This window comes from uncultured Nisaea sp. (assembly GCF_963974195.1).
GTDB lineage: Bacteria > Pseudomonadota > Alphaproteobacteria > Thalassobaculales > Thalassobaculaceae > Nisaea.
Genome location: NZ_CAXBDC010000106.1, coordinates 1 through 14,570, shown reverse-complemented (window position 1 = coordinate 14,570; position 14,570 = coordinate 1). Strand labels below are relative to the sequence as shown.

The 14,570-nt window shown below is 63.2% G+C and carries 15 protein-coding genes; 11 read left to right on the top strand and 4 right to left on the bottom strand.

Annotated elements, in window-relative coordinates:
- Together AAC126_RS18520 and AAC126_RS18515 are read left to right on the top strand one after the other, a co-directional pair.
- A partial coding sequence (locus AAC126_RS18520) for a glutamate synthase-related protein (protein ID WP_339856068.1) occupies positions 1 to 1,490 on the top strand: 1,490 nt, incomplete at its 5' end.
- A complete protein-coding gene (locus tag AAC126_RS18515; RefSeq protein WP_339856065.1) occupies positions 1,487 to 2,083 on the top strand; it encodes a glutathione S-transferase family protein in 597 nt (198 codons plus the stop codon). The genes AAC126_RS18520 and AAC126_RS18515, both read left to right, overlap by 4 nt.
- Positions 2,084 to 2,266: 183 nt before the next feature.
- Here AAC126_RS18515 and AAC126_RS18510 read toward each other — a convergent pair whose 3' ends face one another.
- Together AAC126_RS18510 and rpmE are read right to left on the bottom strand one after the other, a co-directional pair.
- A complete protein-coding gene (locus AAC126_RS18510) occupies positions 2,267 to 2,734 on the bottom strand; it encodes an Hsp20 family protein (protein WP_339856064.1) in 468 nt (155 codons plus the stop codon).
- 230 nt (positions 2,735 to 2,964) lie between these two features.
- A complete protein-coding gene (rpmE, locus tag AAC126_RS18505) occupies positions 2,965 to 3,183 on the bottom strand; it encodes a 50S ribosomal protein L31 (RefSeq protein WP_028467674.1) in 219 nt (72 codons plus the stop codon).
- A gap of 126 nt (positions 3,184 to 3,309) precedes the next feature.
- Between rpmE and AAC126_RS18500 the strand changes: the two genes are divergently transcribed.
- Positions 3,310 to 5,100, top strand: coding sequence for an ABC transporter transmembrane domain-containing protein (locus AAC126_RS18500; RefSeq protein WP_339856063.1), 1,791 nt, complete (start codon positions 3,310 to 3,312; stop codon positions 5,098 to 5,100).
- A gap of 69 nt (positions 5,101 to 5,169) precedes the next feature.
- On the opposite strand, the gene AAC126_RS18495 is transcribed toward AAC126_RS18500, so the two are convergent.
- On the bottom strand, positions 5,170 to 6,372 hold the full coding sequence (locus AAC126_RS18495; RefSeq protein ID WP_339856061.1) for a pyridoxal phosphate-dependent aminotransferase: 1,203 nt from the start codon (positions 6,370 to 6,372) through the stop codon (positions 5,170 to 5,172).
- Between the two features lie 212 nt (positions 6,373 to 6,584).
- Between AAC126_RS18495 and AAC126_RS18490 the strand changes: the two genes are divergently transcribed.
- From AAC126_RS18490 to AAC126_RS18455, 8 genes are all read left to right on the top strand, one after another.
- Positions 6,585 to 7,064, top strand: coding sequence for a hypothetical protein (locus AAC126_RS18490; protein ID WP_339856059.1), 480 nt, complete (start codon positions 6,585 to 6,587; stop codon positions 7,062 to 7,064).
- Positions 7,065 to 7,185: 121 nt separating this feature from the next.
- Positions 7,186 to 8,448, top strand: a complete 1,263-nt coding sequence (locus tag AAC126_RS18485) for an MFS transporter (protein ID WP_339856057.1) — start codon at positions 7,186 to 7,188, stop codon at positions 8,446 to 8,448.
- Positions 8,438 to 9,286 carry a metallophosphoesterase gene (locus AAC126_RS18480; RefSeq protein ID WP_339856055.1) on the top strand — a complete coding sequence of 283 codons (849 nt, stop codon included), beginning with the start codon at positions 8,438 to 8,440 and terminating at the stop codon, positions 9,284 to 9,286. The genes AAC126_RS18485 and AAC126_RS18480 overlap by 11 nt, the downstream gene beginning before the upstream one ends.
- Before the next feature lie 51 nt (positions 9,287 to 9,337).
- Positions 9,338 to 9,562 carry a hypothetical protein gene (locus AAC126_RS18475; protein ID WP_339856053.1) on the top strand — a complete coding sequence of 75 codons (225 nt, stop codon included), beginning with the start codon at positions 9,338 to 9,340 and terminating at the stop codon, positions 9,560 to 9,562.
- 180 nt (positions 9,563 to 9,742) lie between these two features.
- The gene (gene ppa / locus AAC126_RS18470; protein WP_339856051.1) at positions 9,743 to 10,276 is read left to right on the top strand and encodes an inorganic diphosphatase; all 534 of its coding nucleotides are present in this window, start codon (positions 9,743 to 9,745) and stop codon (positions 10,274 to 10,276) included.
- 152 nt (positions 10,277 to 10,428) lie between these two features.
- A complete protein-coding gene (glpK, locus tag AAC126_RS18465) occupies positions 10,429 to 11,940 on the top strand; it encodes a glycerol kinase GlpK (protein ID WP_339856049.1) in 1,512 nt (503 codons plus the stop codon).
- A 55-nt stretch (positions 11,941 to 11,995) separates the two neighbouring features.
- On the top strand, positions 11,996 to 12,637 hold the full coding sequence (locus AAC126_RS18460) for a DUF2238 domain-containing protein (protein WP_339856047.1): 642 nt from the start codon (positions 11,996 to 11,998) through the stop codon (positions 12,635 to 12,637).
- A 145-nt stretch (positions 12,638 to 12,782) separates the two neighbouring features.
- On the top strand, positions 12,783 to 13,913 hold the full coding sequence (locus AAC126_RS18455) for a GGDEF domain-containing protein (RefSeq protein ID WP_339856045.1): 1,131 nt from the start codon (positions 12,783 to 12,785) through the stop codon (positions 13,911 to 13,913).
- Here AAC126_RS18455 and AAC126_RS18450 read toward each other — a convergent pair.
- Positions 13,914 to 14,570: HAMP domain-containing sensor histidine kinase (locus AAC126_RS18450; protein WP_339856043.1), on the bottom strand; the 657-nt coding region annotated here is incomplete at its 5' end.

Here is a 14,570-nt window from a genome sequence, read left to right as displayed (position 1 = left end):
TCTACGACCTGAAGCAGATCAACCCGGATGCGCGCGTCTGCGTGAAGCTGGTGGCTTCCTCCGGTATCGGCACGATTGCCGCCGGCGTTGCCAAGGCGAAGGCGGACACGATCCTGATTTCCGGCCATGGCGGCGGTACCGGTGCCAGCCCGCAGACCAGCATCAAATATGCCGGTATTCCGTGGGAAATGGGCCTGTCAGAAGTGCATCAGGTGCTGACCCTGAACCGGCTCCGGCACAAGGTTTCGCTGCGCGTCGATGGTGGTTTCCGGACCGGCCGCGACGTGGTCATCGGTGCCATTCTCGGGGCCGAGGAATTCGGTATCGGCACCGCCTCTCTGGTGGCGATGGGCTGTATCATGGTGCGCCAGTGCCACAGCAACACCTGCCCGGTCGGGGTCTGCACCCAGGACCAGAGCCTGCGCGCCAAGTTCGACGGCACGCCGGAAAAGGTGGTGAACCTGTTCTCCTTCGTGGCCGAGGAAGTGCGCGAGATTCTCGCCGAACTCGGTGTCCGGTCGCTGGAAGAAGTGATCGGCCGGACCGACCTGTTGCATCAGGTCAGCCGCGGCGATCCGTCTCTCGACGATCTCGACCTGAACCCGATCCTGGTGCGCGCCGATAGCGGCGGGCTGCCGGTGATGAACGCGGTCGAGGGCCGGAACGAGGTGCCGGAGACGCTGGACGCGCAGATGATCAAGGATGCGCAGCCGGCACTCGAAGGCGGTGAGAAGATGCAGCTCACCTACAATATCGCCAACACGCTGCGCGCCATCGGCACCAAGCTCAGCTCCCGGATCACCCGGAAATACGGCATGTTCGGCCTGCAGCCGGGGCACATCACCGTGCGTCTGCGGGGCTCCGCCGGTCAGTCCCTCGGTGCCTTCGCGGTACAGGGCCTGAAGCTGGAAGTGTTCGGCGATGCCAACGACTATGTCGGCAAGGGCCTCTCCGGCGGCTCCATCGTCATCCGGCCGATGACGGCGGCGCGCTTTGCCTCGAACGAGAACACCATTGTCGGCAATACCGTGCTCTACGGGGCGACGGCGGGGCAGCTCTTCGCTGCCGGGCAGGCAGGTGAACGGTTCGCCGTGCGGAACTCCGGCGCCGATGCGGTGGTCGAGGGCTGTGGCTCGAACGGTTGTGAATACATGACCGGCGGTACCGTCGTGCAGCTCGGCCCGGTGGGCGCGAACTTTGCCGCGGGCATGACTGGCGGCATGGCCTTCGTCTACGACTCGGATGAAAGTTTCGAGCGTAACGTGAACCCGGAATCGGTGCTTTGGCAGCGGATCGAGACGGATTACTGGGAAGCTTCCCTGAAGCGCCTGGTACAGGAGCATGTGGAGCAGACCCAGTCCCGCTTCGCCGAACGTCTGCTGATCAACTGGGGGCAGGAGATCGGCCGTTTCTGGCAGATCGTGCCGAAGGAAATGATCGCCCGCCTCCCGCAGCCGCTCAGCTATTCCAGCCGGGAAAAGCGTGCGTGAGCGCGTCCACTTTCACGCTCTATGGTGACCGGCGTTCGGGCAACTGCCTGAAGATCGTCTATGCGGCGGACTGGCTCGGCCTCGTCTATTCGTTCGTCGACATAGACATCATGACGGGCGAAAGCCGGACTCCGGAATTCCTGGCGGTGAACCCGGCGGGGCAGGTCCCCGCCGTGGATTTCGGCGGCGGCAAAACGCTGGCCCAGTCCAACGCGGTGCTGCTCTTCCTGGCGGAGCACTCGGCACTGCTGCCGCAGGACCCGTTCCTGCGGGCCAAGGTGAACGAGTGGCTGTTCTGGGAGCAGTACAGCCACGAGCCCTATGTTTCCGTCTGCCGTTTCCACATGGTTTATCAGGGCAAGACGGCCAGCGAGCGGGAAGCCTGGCGGGTAGAGCGGGCCGAGGCGGCGCTGGACCATATGGAAGCTCACCTTGCGGGTAAGAGCTTCTTTGTTGGCGAGGCCCTGAGCGTTGCCGACATCGCCCTGCTTGCCTATACGCGGCTGGCGGGAGAGGGCGGCTTCGATTTGTCCAGGCGCCCGAACCTCACCACCTGGATCACCCGCTGCGAGACTGCGCTGGAGCTGGCCTGATTTCTTTCCCGGACATGATCCGGGACCTGTTTTTCATAGAGTAGCGCCCGCTTCGGGAGGTCCCGGATCACGTCCGGGAAATCGGTGTTGTTGGTGCGCGCTAAAACCCCCCAGAAAACAAATGCCCGGACCGAGGGGAAGCGGTCCGGGCATCTTCAGTCAGGGCAGGAAAGCGGTGGGGGGTTAGGCCGCTTTCTTGCTTTCGATGGCCTTCACCGAGGGCCGTACTTCAATCTTGCGCGGTTTCGCCTCTTCGGGGATCTCGCGCACCAGGGAGACATGGAGCAAGCCATTCTCCAGATCGGCGCCGGTCACCTTGATGAAGTCGGCAAGCTCGAACCGGCGCTCGAAGGCGCGTTCGGCGATGCCGCGATGCAGGAACTCCCGGCTCTCGCCGTCTTCGGTCTTCTCGACCTTGCCGGTGATAATGAGGGAGTTCTGATTCACCGTGACGTCGATATCCTGCTCGGCAAATCCGGCGACCGCCATCGAGATCCGGTAATCGTCTTCGCTGACCTTCTCGATATTGTAGGGCGGGTAGGTCGTCTGATTACCGGCGGCCGGGGTGCGGAGCGCCGCATCGGCGAGCTGCGCCATGCGGTCAAAACCGACGGAATTGCGGAACATCGGGGAAAAATCGATCGTACGCATTGGGTCCATATCCTTTCCAAGCAACATGGTCTTCAATCAGTCACCCGTCAGATTTCTGCCCGGGTGGCGTTTCGGAAGGCTGCGTCCCGAAAGTGGCAACGCCGCCTGACCAAGAGTTGGGAATATGGAAAATCGGATTCAAGAGGGAAAAATGCGCAAACGAAATCGGGCGCCCCGAAGGACGCCCGTTCGTTCCCGCAAGCCGAAGCCTGCGGCAATTTGTCTTGGTATTAGATACCGAGGTTGGCGAAGCGCTTGTTGAAGCGCGCAACCTGACCGCCGCTGTCGAGGATCCGGTGCTGGCCAGTCCAGGCCGGATGGGTCAGCGGGTCGATTTCGAGCCGCAGCACGTCGCCCTCTTTACCCCAGGTCGACTGGGTCTGGTATTCGGTGCCATCGGTCATCACGACAGTGATCGCGTGATATTCGGGATGGATATCAGCCTTCATTTTTCGTACTCCTGCCCCCGAGCGTTGATGGGCGCGGGTATCAATCCGTGAATAAGAGCGCGACGATATAGAGGAGACAGGGACCGAACGCAAGGGCGAAGGGACCTGTTTTTACGGGAATCCGACATGAGCGAACAGAATAGCCGGCGCAATCTTGGCCCCTTGAGGGCTCTGATGCCGTTTATCCGGCCCTACCGGTTGCAGGTCGCGGGCGCCGCGGTGGCGCTGATTGTCGCCGCGGTCACGGTGCTGGCCATGGGCAACGGGCTGCGCCTGCTGGTCGACAAGGGGTTCTCCGCCGGCGATCCGGCGCTGCTGGACCGGGCGGTGATCGTCCTGATGGGCGTTGTTGTTCTGCTGGCCGGCTCAAGTTATGCCCGATTCTATCTGGTTTCCTGGATCGGCGAGCGGGTGGTGGCGGATATCCGCAAGGCGGTGTTCAGCCATGTGATCTCTCTCAGCCCCGGTTTCTTCGAGACCACGCGCACGGGTGAACTGCTGTCCCGCCTGGCGACGGACACCACGCTGGTGCAGACCGTGGTCGGCTCGTCGGTTTCCATCGCCCTGCGCAACATGCTGCTGTTCTGTGGCGCGCTGGTCATGCTGCTGATCACCAGCGCCAAGCTCTCGGGCTATGTTCTGCTGGTCGTGCCCATCGTGGTGATCCCGATCATCGTGCTGGGCCGCAAGGTGCGGCGGCTGTCCCGCGACACCCAGGACCGGGTGGCCGATCTCGGCTCCTATGCGGAGGAAACCCTCTACGGTATCCGCGCGGTGCAGGCCTTCGCGCATGAGCCGGTGGACCGGGAGAGGTTCGGTACCCGGGTCGAGAATGCACTGAATGCCGCCCTCGGCCGGATCCGGGCCCGCGCCGCCCTGACCGCCATCGTCATCTCGCTGGTCTTCGGCTCCATCGCCGTCATTCTGTGGATCGGCGGCAAGGACGTTCTGGCCGGCCGGATCAGCGCCGGAGAGCTTTCCGCCTTCGTCTTCTATGCCGCCGTCGTCGCAGGCTCCACGGGAGCCCTCTCTGAGGTCCTTGGCGACCTGCAGCGGGCTGCGGGCGCCATGGAACGCCTGATGGGCCTCCTGCAAGCCGAGAGCGAGGTCTCCGCGCCGGCCAATCCGGTGTCGCTGGCACATCCGGCAAAGGGGCTCGTCAGTTTCGAGGATGTCGACTTCTCCTACCCGGCCCGCCCGGACATCCCGTCTCTGACCAGCTTCACCGCGTCCGTGAAGCCCGGCGAGCGCGTCGCCATCGTCGGCCCCTCCGGCGCCGGTAAATCGACCATCTTCCAGCTTTTGCTGCGCTTCTACGATCCGCAGGCCGGGCATATCCGGATCGATGGCGTCGACCTGACGGCCGCCGACCCGCGCGCTTTCCGCTCCCTGATCGGGCTGGTGCCGCAGGAGCCGGTGATCTTCTCTGACAATGCGATGGAGAATATCCGCTACGGCCGCCCCGACGCCCCCGACGCCGACGTCATCGCCGCCGCCGAAGCCGCCAACGCGAAAAGCTTCATCGAGGCCCTGCCGGACGGCTTCCACACCCATCTCGGCGAGAAAGGCGTGCGCCTCTCCGGCGGCCAGCGCCAGCGCATAGCCATCGCCCGCGCCATCCTGCGCGATCCCGTGATCCTGCTGCTCGACGAGGCAACCAGCGCCCTCGACGCCGAGAGCGAGCGCGCCGTGCAGAAGGCCCTCGAAGCCATCATGCCGGGCCGCACCACACTGGTGATCGCCCACCGCCTCGCCACGGTGTTGAAGGCCGACCGCATCCTGGTGCTGGAAGACGGCCGCCTGATCGCGGAGGGCAAACATTCCGAACTGCTGGCGAGCAACCCGCTCTACCGGCATCTGGCAGAGCTGCAGTTCGCGGATTCCGCAGCGGCGGGTATGGCGATTTCGGCGGAGTAGGGACGGCAAAGAAAAAGCGCCGCCCGGATTGCTCCGGGCGGCGCTTCATGTACGGTTCTTCGGAGAGCGTCAGCGCAGCGCGGCGCAGGCCCGCTGGATGCGCTCGCAGGCGTCTTCCAGCACGGCATCCGAAGTGGCGTAGGAGATGCGGAAATGCGGGCTGAGGCCGAAAGCCTCGCCATGCACGGCCGCGACGCCTTCGGCTTCCAGCAGATAGGTGCAGAAATCCTCGTCGTTCTCGATGGTCTTGCCGTCGGGCGTCTTCTTGCCGATGACACCGGCGCAGGACGGATAGACGTAGAAGGCACCGTCCGGAGTCGGGCAGTTCAGGCCGCTGGCCTGGTTCAGCATGGAGACCACGAGATCGCGGCGGGCCTGGAAGGCCTTGTTGTTCTTGGCGATGAAGTCCTGCGGGCCGTCGAGCGCGGCGATCGAGGCGGCCTGGCTGATCGAGGACGGGTTCGAGGTCGACTGGGACTGGATCTTGCGGATCGCGGTGATCAGCTCCACCGGACCGGCCGCGAAGCCGATGCGCCAGCCGGTCATGCAGAAGGCCTTGGACATGCCGTTGACGGTCAGCGTCCGGTCATACAGGCCGGGCTCGACTTCCGCCGGGGTGCAGAATTCGAAATCGTCATAGACCAGCCGCTCATACATGTCGTCGGTCATGACATAGACATGCGGGTGCTTCATCAGCACGTCCGTGACCTTCTTCATGTCTTCCTTGGTGTAGCCGGCGCCGGACGGGTTCGACGGGCTGTTCAGGATGATCCATTTGGTCTTCGGCGTGATCGCCTTTTCCAGATCTTCCGGCTGCAGCTTGAAGTCCATTTCCTGCGGGCAGGGGACGATGACGGGCTCGCCCTCGGCCAGCAGCACCATGTCCGGATACGAGACCCAGTAGGGCGCCGGGATGATGACTTCGTCGCCCGGGTTGAGCGTGGCCATCAGCGCGTTGTAGAGCACCTGCTTGCCGCCGGTGCCGACGGTGATCTGGTTGCGCGCATAGTCGAGATTGTTGTCGCGTTTGAACTTGCGGCAGATCGCGTCCTTCAGCTCGGGCGTACCGTCCGGATCGGTGTAGCGGGTGTCGCCGCGCTTCATGGCGTCGATGGCGGCCTCGACGATGTGGGCCGGGGTGTCGAAATCCGGCTCGCCTGCGGAGAGGCCGATGACGTCGCCGCCCGCGGCTTTCAGCTCGCGCGCCTTGGCGCTGATGGCGATGGTGGGGGACGGCTTGATGCGGCCGAGACGGTCAGCGATGAAGCTCATTATTTCCTCGGAAAGGCTGGCTGATAAGACGGAAGGCAGAGCCTACGCCCGGCATCGTGAGCATTCAAGCGCGGGAATGTTCCGATTTTTGAATGGTTTCGAATGGAATTCGGCTGGACAGGAGAACCGTGGCGGGAGATTCTCACGAAACCCGGAAAAACCGGCAGGATATTCACCATAATTTAAAGAGTTTAGGGTGTAAGAACAACGCCATGGACCCAATACGCCGCGCAGAACATAAAATTCCCCATGCTGGCACGCTCGACCGCGATGTCTGGGTGCGGGATCTTGCCCGCTCCATGTGTGACTCCGTGATCGATGTCGATGAGCTGGAAATGCGGCGGCTGGAACAGTTTCTCTGCGGCCTGATGCATTACCTGCTCGGCAAGGTGCATGACCGGCCCGAATTCCGGCGCGAGGATGCCGTGTGGCGCGGGAAGCATGGATTGCTGCCGCTGATGGGCGGCATGATGGACCGCTACCGGAACATGCCCCGGAAACCCGGCACGGAGCCGGTGCGGCAATGGCTGACCGATATGTTCGAGGAAGCGACGACCGCGAAGTACAACCCCGTCTGCGTCAAGACGTTCCGCCTCCTGGCCCGGCTCGACCATGGCGATCTGGAAAACATGCTGCACAATGCGTCCTGCGTGGTGCTGCTTTCGCTCGGCCAGAAAATTTCCATGGACTGACTGCCGGTTCGGACAGAGCTGTCGCTGCGGCCCGGCGGGCCGGGTTGATTCCGAAACCGGGGGTGTTTCATTCCGGTTCTAAGTATTTTCCAAGCCGGGGACATTGGACTACAAACAGAGCATGTCCCTCTCAACATCGGCGGCCCGCTTTTGCCAGGCGTTCCGCAATCGCGATTATGCCATTTATTGCGTCGGTAGCTCCCTGACCGTCATCGGTCTGTGGATGCAGCGGATTGCCGTCGGCTGGGTAACCTGGGAGCTGACCGAAAGCCCGACCTGGCTTGGTGTCATCGCTTTTGCCGAGCTGTTCCCGGTGGTCATCCTGAGCCCGCTCGCGGGCACCCTGGCGGACCGGCTCGACCGGCTCTCGATCGCCCGGGTCGCGCAATGTCTCAACATGCTCCAGGCGACCGTGCTGACGGTGCTTACCCTGTCCGGCGCGCTGACCATCTGGTGGCTGTTCTCGCTGGCGCTTTTCACCGGGATCGTCGTCTCGTTCTGGCAACCGGCCCGGATGGCGATGATCCCCAATCTGGTCCGGCGCGAGGATGTCGCTTCGGCGGTGGCGATCAATTCGGTGATCTTCAACGCGGCCCGCTTTGTCGGCCCGGCCATCGCGGGCGTGGTCATTGTCGGCTATGGCGCGGGCTATGCCTTCCTCGCCAACGCGATCAGCTATCTGCCCTTCATCGCGGCCTTGTGGATCATCAAGCCGAACATGAACGGCCGGAAGCGGAAACACGGCGCGGGTATTTTCGCGCAGATGGCGGATGGCTACCGCTATGCCCTGACCCATCCGGGTATCGGCCCGATGCTGATCCTGATGCTGATCACCTGCATTGCCCTGCGCCCGGTGTTCGAGCTGTTGCCGGGATATGCCGCCGAGATCTTCGGACGGGGCGCCGAGGGGCTTTCCATGATGGCGACGGCCACGGGCATCGGCGCCGTGATCGGCGGGCTCTATCTCGGCCAGCGCAACGGCCTGGAAGGTCTGGTGCAGCTCTCCATCGTCAGTGTGGCGGCGATGATCGCCGCCTTGCTGGTGTTCAGCCAGACCTCGAATTTCTGGGTCGCGCTGGTTGCCCTGGCCGTTGCCGGCGGCGCCATGGTGACCCACGGTGCGGGATCGCAAACCCTGATCCAGTCGGCGGTGGATGAGGATATGCGGGGCCGGGTGGTCGCGCTTTACGGCATGCTGTTCCGGGGAGGCCCGGCCATCGGTGCCCTGATCATGGGCTGGGTCTCGGACTGGGCCGGACTGCACTGGCCACTGGTGGTCGGCTGCGTTGCCGCCAGTCTCGCGCTGCTCTGGATGGTCGGACGCCGAGCGGTCATTCGGGACGCCATGGAAGCCCGGCGCGGAGATGTCGAGAGTGACGGCTGAGCCGGAAAATATCCGGCTCTGGGCCATTTCCGATCTCCACCTTGCCTCCGAGGTGAACAGAAAGGCGCTCGACGACATTCCCGATCACGGCGCCGACTGGCTGATTCTGGCGGGGGATGTGGCCGAACGGGAAGAGCTGTTCGTTGAGGCCCTGACCCTGCTCGGAACACGGTTCGGAAAGCTGATCTGGGTGCCGGGAAATCATGAGCTCTGGACGGACCAGCGCCCCGGTGCGGCCGCCCGGCGCGGGGATGCGCGCTATCGTCATCTGGTCGCATTGGCGCGCGCGATCGGTGTCGTGACGCCGGAAGATCCCTATCTCCGCTGGCCGGGCGCGCTTGACGGTTCGCCGGTTTTCATCGCCCCGCTGTTCCTGCTCTATGATTACAGCTTTCGTCCGGATGATGTTTCGCTCGACGAGCTGAAAAACTGGGTGCGGGAGATGCATGCCGTGCCGGTGGATGAATTGCTGCTCGATCCCGATCCCTATCCGGACCGGCCCGCCTGGTGCGCGGCGCGCTGCACCGAAACCGAGGCCAGACTGTCGGCCCTTCCCGAGGGGGCGCGGACCGTGCTGATCAATCACTGGCCGCTGCGCGAGGATCTTATCCGCATTCCCCGCGTGCCCAGATTCGTGCCCTGGTGCGGCACCCGGGTCACCCATGACTGGCACCGGCGGTTCCGCGCCACCGACGTTGTCACCGGCCATCTGCATACCCGCCGGACGGACGTCATCGACGGCACCCGCTTTCACGAAGTTTCCCTCGGCTATCCCCGGCAATGGGAACAATTACGGGGCGCCGGGAGTTACCTCAGGGACATCACGCCGGACCGGTGAGCATATGGCTCTCCCGATGGCGCCATGCATCAGCCATGAGAGGAGCGGGATATGTCCGACGTTACTGTGACCCTGAAACACGAGGAAGCCGAGAGCCTGCAGCAGTTGCTGAGAGGCATGGATATTGCCGAGGGCACCAGGGGAAATATCGCCTTGCTGGTCGAGGATGCCATGCGTGAAGCGGTCGCTCCGGAGCCTGAAGCAGAGCCGCGCTATGTCGGCGAGCATGGGGAGCATAACCCCAATACCCTTGGAAAGCCCCGCGACAGGGCCTGATTGCCTGGCCCGGAATCGGGGTTTTCTCCATAGCTGCGTCCATTCGACACTTGACGTTCGTGCCGCATTCACGCAAATGCTGCGCCGCAAAAGTTTTCTATCGCCAATCCAATACAAGGCGGGAGTACCGCGTGCCGGGATCTGCCCGGTGGGTTGTCCCGTGCGAATGGAGCAAGACCCTTGGACGTAAGTAAGATCTCGACCGGCCCGAATCCGCCGTACGAAGTTAATGTCGTTATTGAAATCCCACAGGGCGGCGTTCCGGTGAAGTACGAGCTGGACAAGGAGTCCGGCGCCATGATGGTTGACCGGTTCCTGCACACCGCAATGTTCTACCCGGCGAATTACGGGTTCATTCCGAACACGCTTTCCGACGACGGCGACCCGGCCGATATCCTCGTCATCACCGGCTCCGGCGTTGTTCCGGGCGCCGTCATTCCGAGCCGTCCGATCGGGGTCGTGCATCTGGAAGACGAAGCCGGGATGGACGAAAAGATCATCGCGGTGCCGGTCGAGAAGCTGCATCCCTATTATGCAGGCATCAAGAGCTACCGGGATCTGCCGGAAATCCTGATCCAGCAGATCGTCCACTTCTTCGAGCACTACAAGGATCTCGAACAGGACAAGTGGGTGAAATTCATCGAGATGGGCGACGCCGAGTCAGCCCGGACCACGATCCTGGAAGCAATCGAACGGGCGAAAGACGCGAAGTAACGCGCCGCTCTTCGAAGCCGATCTGATACAGCCGCGCCGTCCCGAGAGGGGCGGCGCGGTTTTGTTTGTGCTGGAAAGCCTCCGCCGGGACGGGCTATTGAATCCCCAGGTGCCTGTGCGCGCCGGGGCAAGTTCGCCCGAGGGAGGATCAGATGAACACAGCCGCCAAGGCTGGCAATGACCGGCTCATTCTCGCGCTCGATCAGGGAACCACCTCGAGCCGCGCCATCATTTTCGATGCGAATACCCGAGTGGCAGCGGTGTCGCAGCAGGAGTTCCCGCAGCATTTTCCACAGTCCGGCTGGGTCGAGCACGATCCGGAGGATCTCTGGCGGACGACGGTTGAAACCGCCCGCGCGGCGATCGCCAAGGTCGGCGGGCCGGAGCGGATCGCCGCCATCGGCATCACCAACCAGCGCGAGACCACATTGGTCTGGGACCGGCGCACCGGCAAGGCCATCAGCAATGCCATCGTCTGGCAGGACCGGCGGACAGCGCCATTCTGTGCCCGCCTGAAAGAGGCCGGTCACGAGGTGCTTTTCACGGCAAAGACGGGGCTTCTGCTCGATCCCTATTTCAGCGGTACCAAGATCGCCTGGATCCTGGACAATGTGGAGGGCGCCCGGGCGCTGGCAGAAACCGGACATCTGGCCTTCGGTACGGTGGATAGCTGGCTGATCTGGCGGCTGACCGGCGGCAGGGTGCATGCGACGGATGCAACCAACGCCTCGCGCACGCTGCTCTATGACATCAGCAAGGGTGTCTGGGACGAGGACCTTCTGGCGATCCTCGGGGTGCCGGCATTCATGCTTCCCGAGGTGAAGGATTCATCGGCGGATTTCGGCGAGACGGAGGCGGATCTGTTCGGCGCGCCGATTCCGATCTCCGGTGTCGCCGGGGACCAGCAGGCGGCGACCGTGGGGCAGGCCTGCTTCGAGGTCGGCATGATGAAATCGACCTACGGCACCGGCTGCTTCGCGCTGTTGAACACGGGCAGCAAACCGGTGCCTTCCAGCAACCGGTTGCTGACCACCATCGCCTATCAGCTTGACGGTGCGCCGACCTATGCGCTGGAAGGCTCGATCTTCGTTGCGGGAGCCGCCGTGCAATGGCTGCGGGATGGACTTGGCATCATTTCGGACGCCTCGGAAAGTGCGGGGCTGGCGGAACAGGCGGACGCGGCGCACCGGGTCTATCTCGTGCCCGCCTTCACCGGTCTCGGCGCGCCCTACTGGGACGCGGACGCGCGCGGCGCGCTCTACGGGCTGACACGGGCCTCCGGTCCCGCCGACTTCGCCCGGGCGGCGCTGGAAAGCGTCGGCTACCAGACCCGCGATCTGCTGGAGGCGATGCGCAGCGACTGGAGCGCGGGGGAGGGAGATACCGTGCTCCGGGTCGATGGTGGTATGGTCGCGTCGGACTGGACCATGCAGTTCCTTGCCGACATTCTCGGCGCGCCCGTCGACCGGCCCGTGGTGGCGGAGACCACGGCACTTGGGGCGGCCTATCTCGCCGGGCTCAGGCATGATTATTTCCCGGCTCCGGCCGCGATGGCCGAACAATGGGCCCGCGAGCGCCGCTTCGAGCCGAAAATGAGCGGGGAGACCCGCGACGATCTTTATGCCGGATGGCGCGATGCCGTGCGGCGTACTCTGAGCAACTGAACGGACTTGGGTCACTGAACGACTTGGGTCACTGAACAAGGAAGCGGGCAGGCGCATGACAACAGGCACTGACGGCACGGCCATGACCGGGGCGGACAGGCCGCTGGCGCTGACCAGCCTCTTGGTCGCCATTGTCTGCCTCTGGTCCTATCTGGACGCGCGCGATCCGCTGACCTGGTGGATGGAGGCGGCGCCTGTATTGCTTGTCTATCCGCTGCTCTGGGCCGTCAGGATGCGGTTCAGGACGACCGGACTGCTTACCCTGCTGATTGCCGTGCATGCGGTGATTCTGCTGGTCGGCGCGCACTACACTTACGCGGAAGTGCCGCTGTTCGACTGGGTGCGCGACGCCTTCGGCTTCGATCGAAATCACTATGACCGTGTAGGCCATCTCGCACAGGGTTTCATCCCCGCCATCGCCATTCGGGAGCTGTTGCTCCGGACCTCGCCGCTGCGTCCCGGCCGCTGGCTGTTCGCGATCATCCTGTTCTCCGTTCTTGGCGTCAGCGCGACATATGAGCTGATCGAGTGGCTGGCGGCGGTTCTGGTCGGGCAGGGAGCGGACGCGTTTCTGGGAACGCAGGGCGACCCATGGGATACCCAGACGGATATGGCTCTGGCCGGGCTGGGCGCGATTCTGGCGCAGATATCCCTGGGGCGGGTCCACGACCGGCAGCTCAAGCGGGGTGAGCTGTAACCCTTTGATTAAATTTCATCCTAAAACACTTATAAATGGCTAGCTTTGACCCCTTGGGCTAGGTTGCGGGAGGCGTGCGGTGTGGAACCCAGAGAACGGTCATTCATGAGGAAGTTCAGTTGCGCGTGATACGCGGAGAGTACCGATGAGTGACAGCGCCCGCGCGGATGACGGGGATGGCTCCATATACAGCCGCGAGTACTTCTCCTATGTGCGCGGTCTTTTCCTCGCCGCATCCATTATCAGCGTCTTTGAATTATATCTGAATATTGACTGGTTTCTGGGCGTGCCGCTCTGGCTGCAGGCTGTTCGAATTTCACTAACGGTGGTGGTTGTCGGCTATTGGCTGGGCATGTCCCGTTTCGATCCGGTGCCGCGCCATGCCTTCAAGGTCGGCATGCTGTTCTTTCTGCTCCGGGCGATGACGCTGTCCTATGCGCTGGAGCCGTATAATATCGCCTTCTTCTATACCGTCGCGCTGATTGGCCTGATGACGCTCGTATCCTTCCGGTATGAGGTCTGGGCCGTCATGGTGGTCGGTGTGGGGGCGCTTTTGCTTGCGCGGGAAGGACAATTCCCGGACCGGGCATATTTCGGCCTCGCCCTCGTCACGGCTTTCGCCGGCTATTTCGGATTGTCCTTTCTGCGGTTCCGGGCGCGGCTTTTCGGGCTGCTGTCCCTGCTGAAGGATCAGACCAGAACCGACCAGCTGACCGGCCTGCATAACCGCCGGGCCCTGCAGAACGACATCGCGGATTGTTTCGAGCGTCTTGAAAGGGGAGGCATGGGATTCAGCCTGCTGCTTCTCGATGTGGATCATTTCAAGAGGGTCAACGATTTCTACGGGCATGCGGCCGGGGATGCGATCCTGAAGACCCTGGCGGGCGAGATTGGTCAGGATGTCCGGGAGATGGGACCGGCGAATGTCGATGCGGGGGTCGGAACCGGCACCGTGTACCGGTTTGGCGGGGAGGAATTCGCCGTGATCCTGCCGGGCATGGATATCGATGCCGCAAGCCGCGTGGCGGAGAGACTGCGTGCACGCATCAGCGCGAAACGGTTCGAGGCCACTCCGCTGAAGACGCTCATCCCGGCCGGTGGCGTGACGATTTCCATCGGTATTGCCGGAGCGGAAAGCGGCGCAGGCTGGATCGAGGTCTATAGTGCCGCCGATCAGGCTCTCTACCGGGCAAAGGATCTTGGGCGAAACCGCGTCGAGCGCGCAGACCGCCCGAGCCCGCTTACTGCCGGCCCGGGACTGGTGATGCAGAGCTAGTCAGTCGGCTTCGCGTGCCTGCATCTGCGTCTGTTTCACCGGCAGGGTGATACGGAAACAGGTTCCGATCCGCCGGTCGTCTATCAGGGCGAGCGTGCCGCCCAGCCGCTTCATGATTTCCTTGCTGATGGCAAGGCCGAGACCGATCCCGCCGGTCGAGGATTGAGCGGCCCCGCGCTGGAATTTCTCGAAGATGAACGGACGGAGATGGCTTGGTATGCCCGGGCCATTGTCCGAAATCTCGATCTCGTACTGTTCTTCCGTCAGTTTGCAGGTGACCCGGACTTCGGGTTTTTCCGAGGTGTTGTGCTTGATTGCGTTGGTCAGGATGTTGATGACCACCTGCTGCAGGCGATCCGGATCCGCATCGACCAGCGCCGAGGGAAGCGGCTCGTCCAGCAAGATCTCGCTGCCTGTGGATTTCGCCAGCCCGCGGCATGATTCGATGGCCCGGATAAGCGGCACCGCTGCATCGAGCTGATGCAGGTTCCAGGATGTCTCTCCCCGGTCCATCATGTTCATATCCAGGATCTCGTCCAGCAGCCGGGTCAGGCGCAGGCTTTCCTCGTGGATGATGGAGAGGAAGCGCTGGCTCTGCGGGCTCGACAGGTCGCGGGTTTCCAGCAGGATTTCCGAGAAGGAGCGGATCGAGGTCAT

Coding starts and splice junctions, on each gene's coding strand:
- AAC126_RS18485 (WP_339856057.1), top strand. CDS start 7,186: ATGTCCCTCTCAACATCGGCGGCCCGCTTTTGCCAGGCGTTCCGCAAT.
- glpK (WP_339856049.1), top strand. CDS start 10,429: ATGAACACAGCCGCCAAGGCTGGCAATGACCGGCTCATTCTCGCGCTC.
- rpmE (WP_028467674.1), bottom strand. CDS start 3,183: ATGAAGGCTGATATCCATCCCGAATATCACGCGATCACTGTCGTGATG.
- AAC126_RS18490 (WP_339856059.1), top strand. CDS start 6,585: ATGGACCCAATACGCCGCGCAGAACATAAAATTCCCCATGCTGGCACG.
- AAC126_RS18495 (WP_339856061.1), bottom strand. CDS start 6,372: ATGAGCTTCATCGCTGACCGTCTCGGCCGCATCAAGCCGTCCCCCACC.
- AAC126_RS18455 (WP_339856045.1), top strand. CDS start 12,783: ATGAGTGACAGCGCCCGCGCGGATGACGGGGATGGCTCCATATACAGC.
- AAC126_RS18500 (WP_339856063.1), top strand. CDS start 3,310: ATGAGCGAACAGAATAGCCGGCGCAATCTTGGCCCCTTGAGGGCTCTG.
- AAC126_RS18460 (WP_339856047.1), top strand. CDS start 11,996: ATGACAACAGGCACTGACGGCACGGCCATGACCGGGGCGGACAGGCCG.
- AAC126_RS18475 (WP_339856053.1), top strand. CDS start 9,338: ATGTCCGACGTTACTGTGACCCTGAAACACGAGGAAGCCGAGAGCCTG.
- AAC126_RS18510 (WP_339856064.1), bottom strand. CDS start 2,734: ATGCGTACGATCGATTTTTCCCCGATGTTCCGCAATTCCGTCGGTTTT.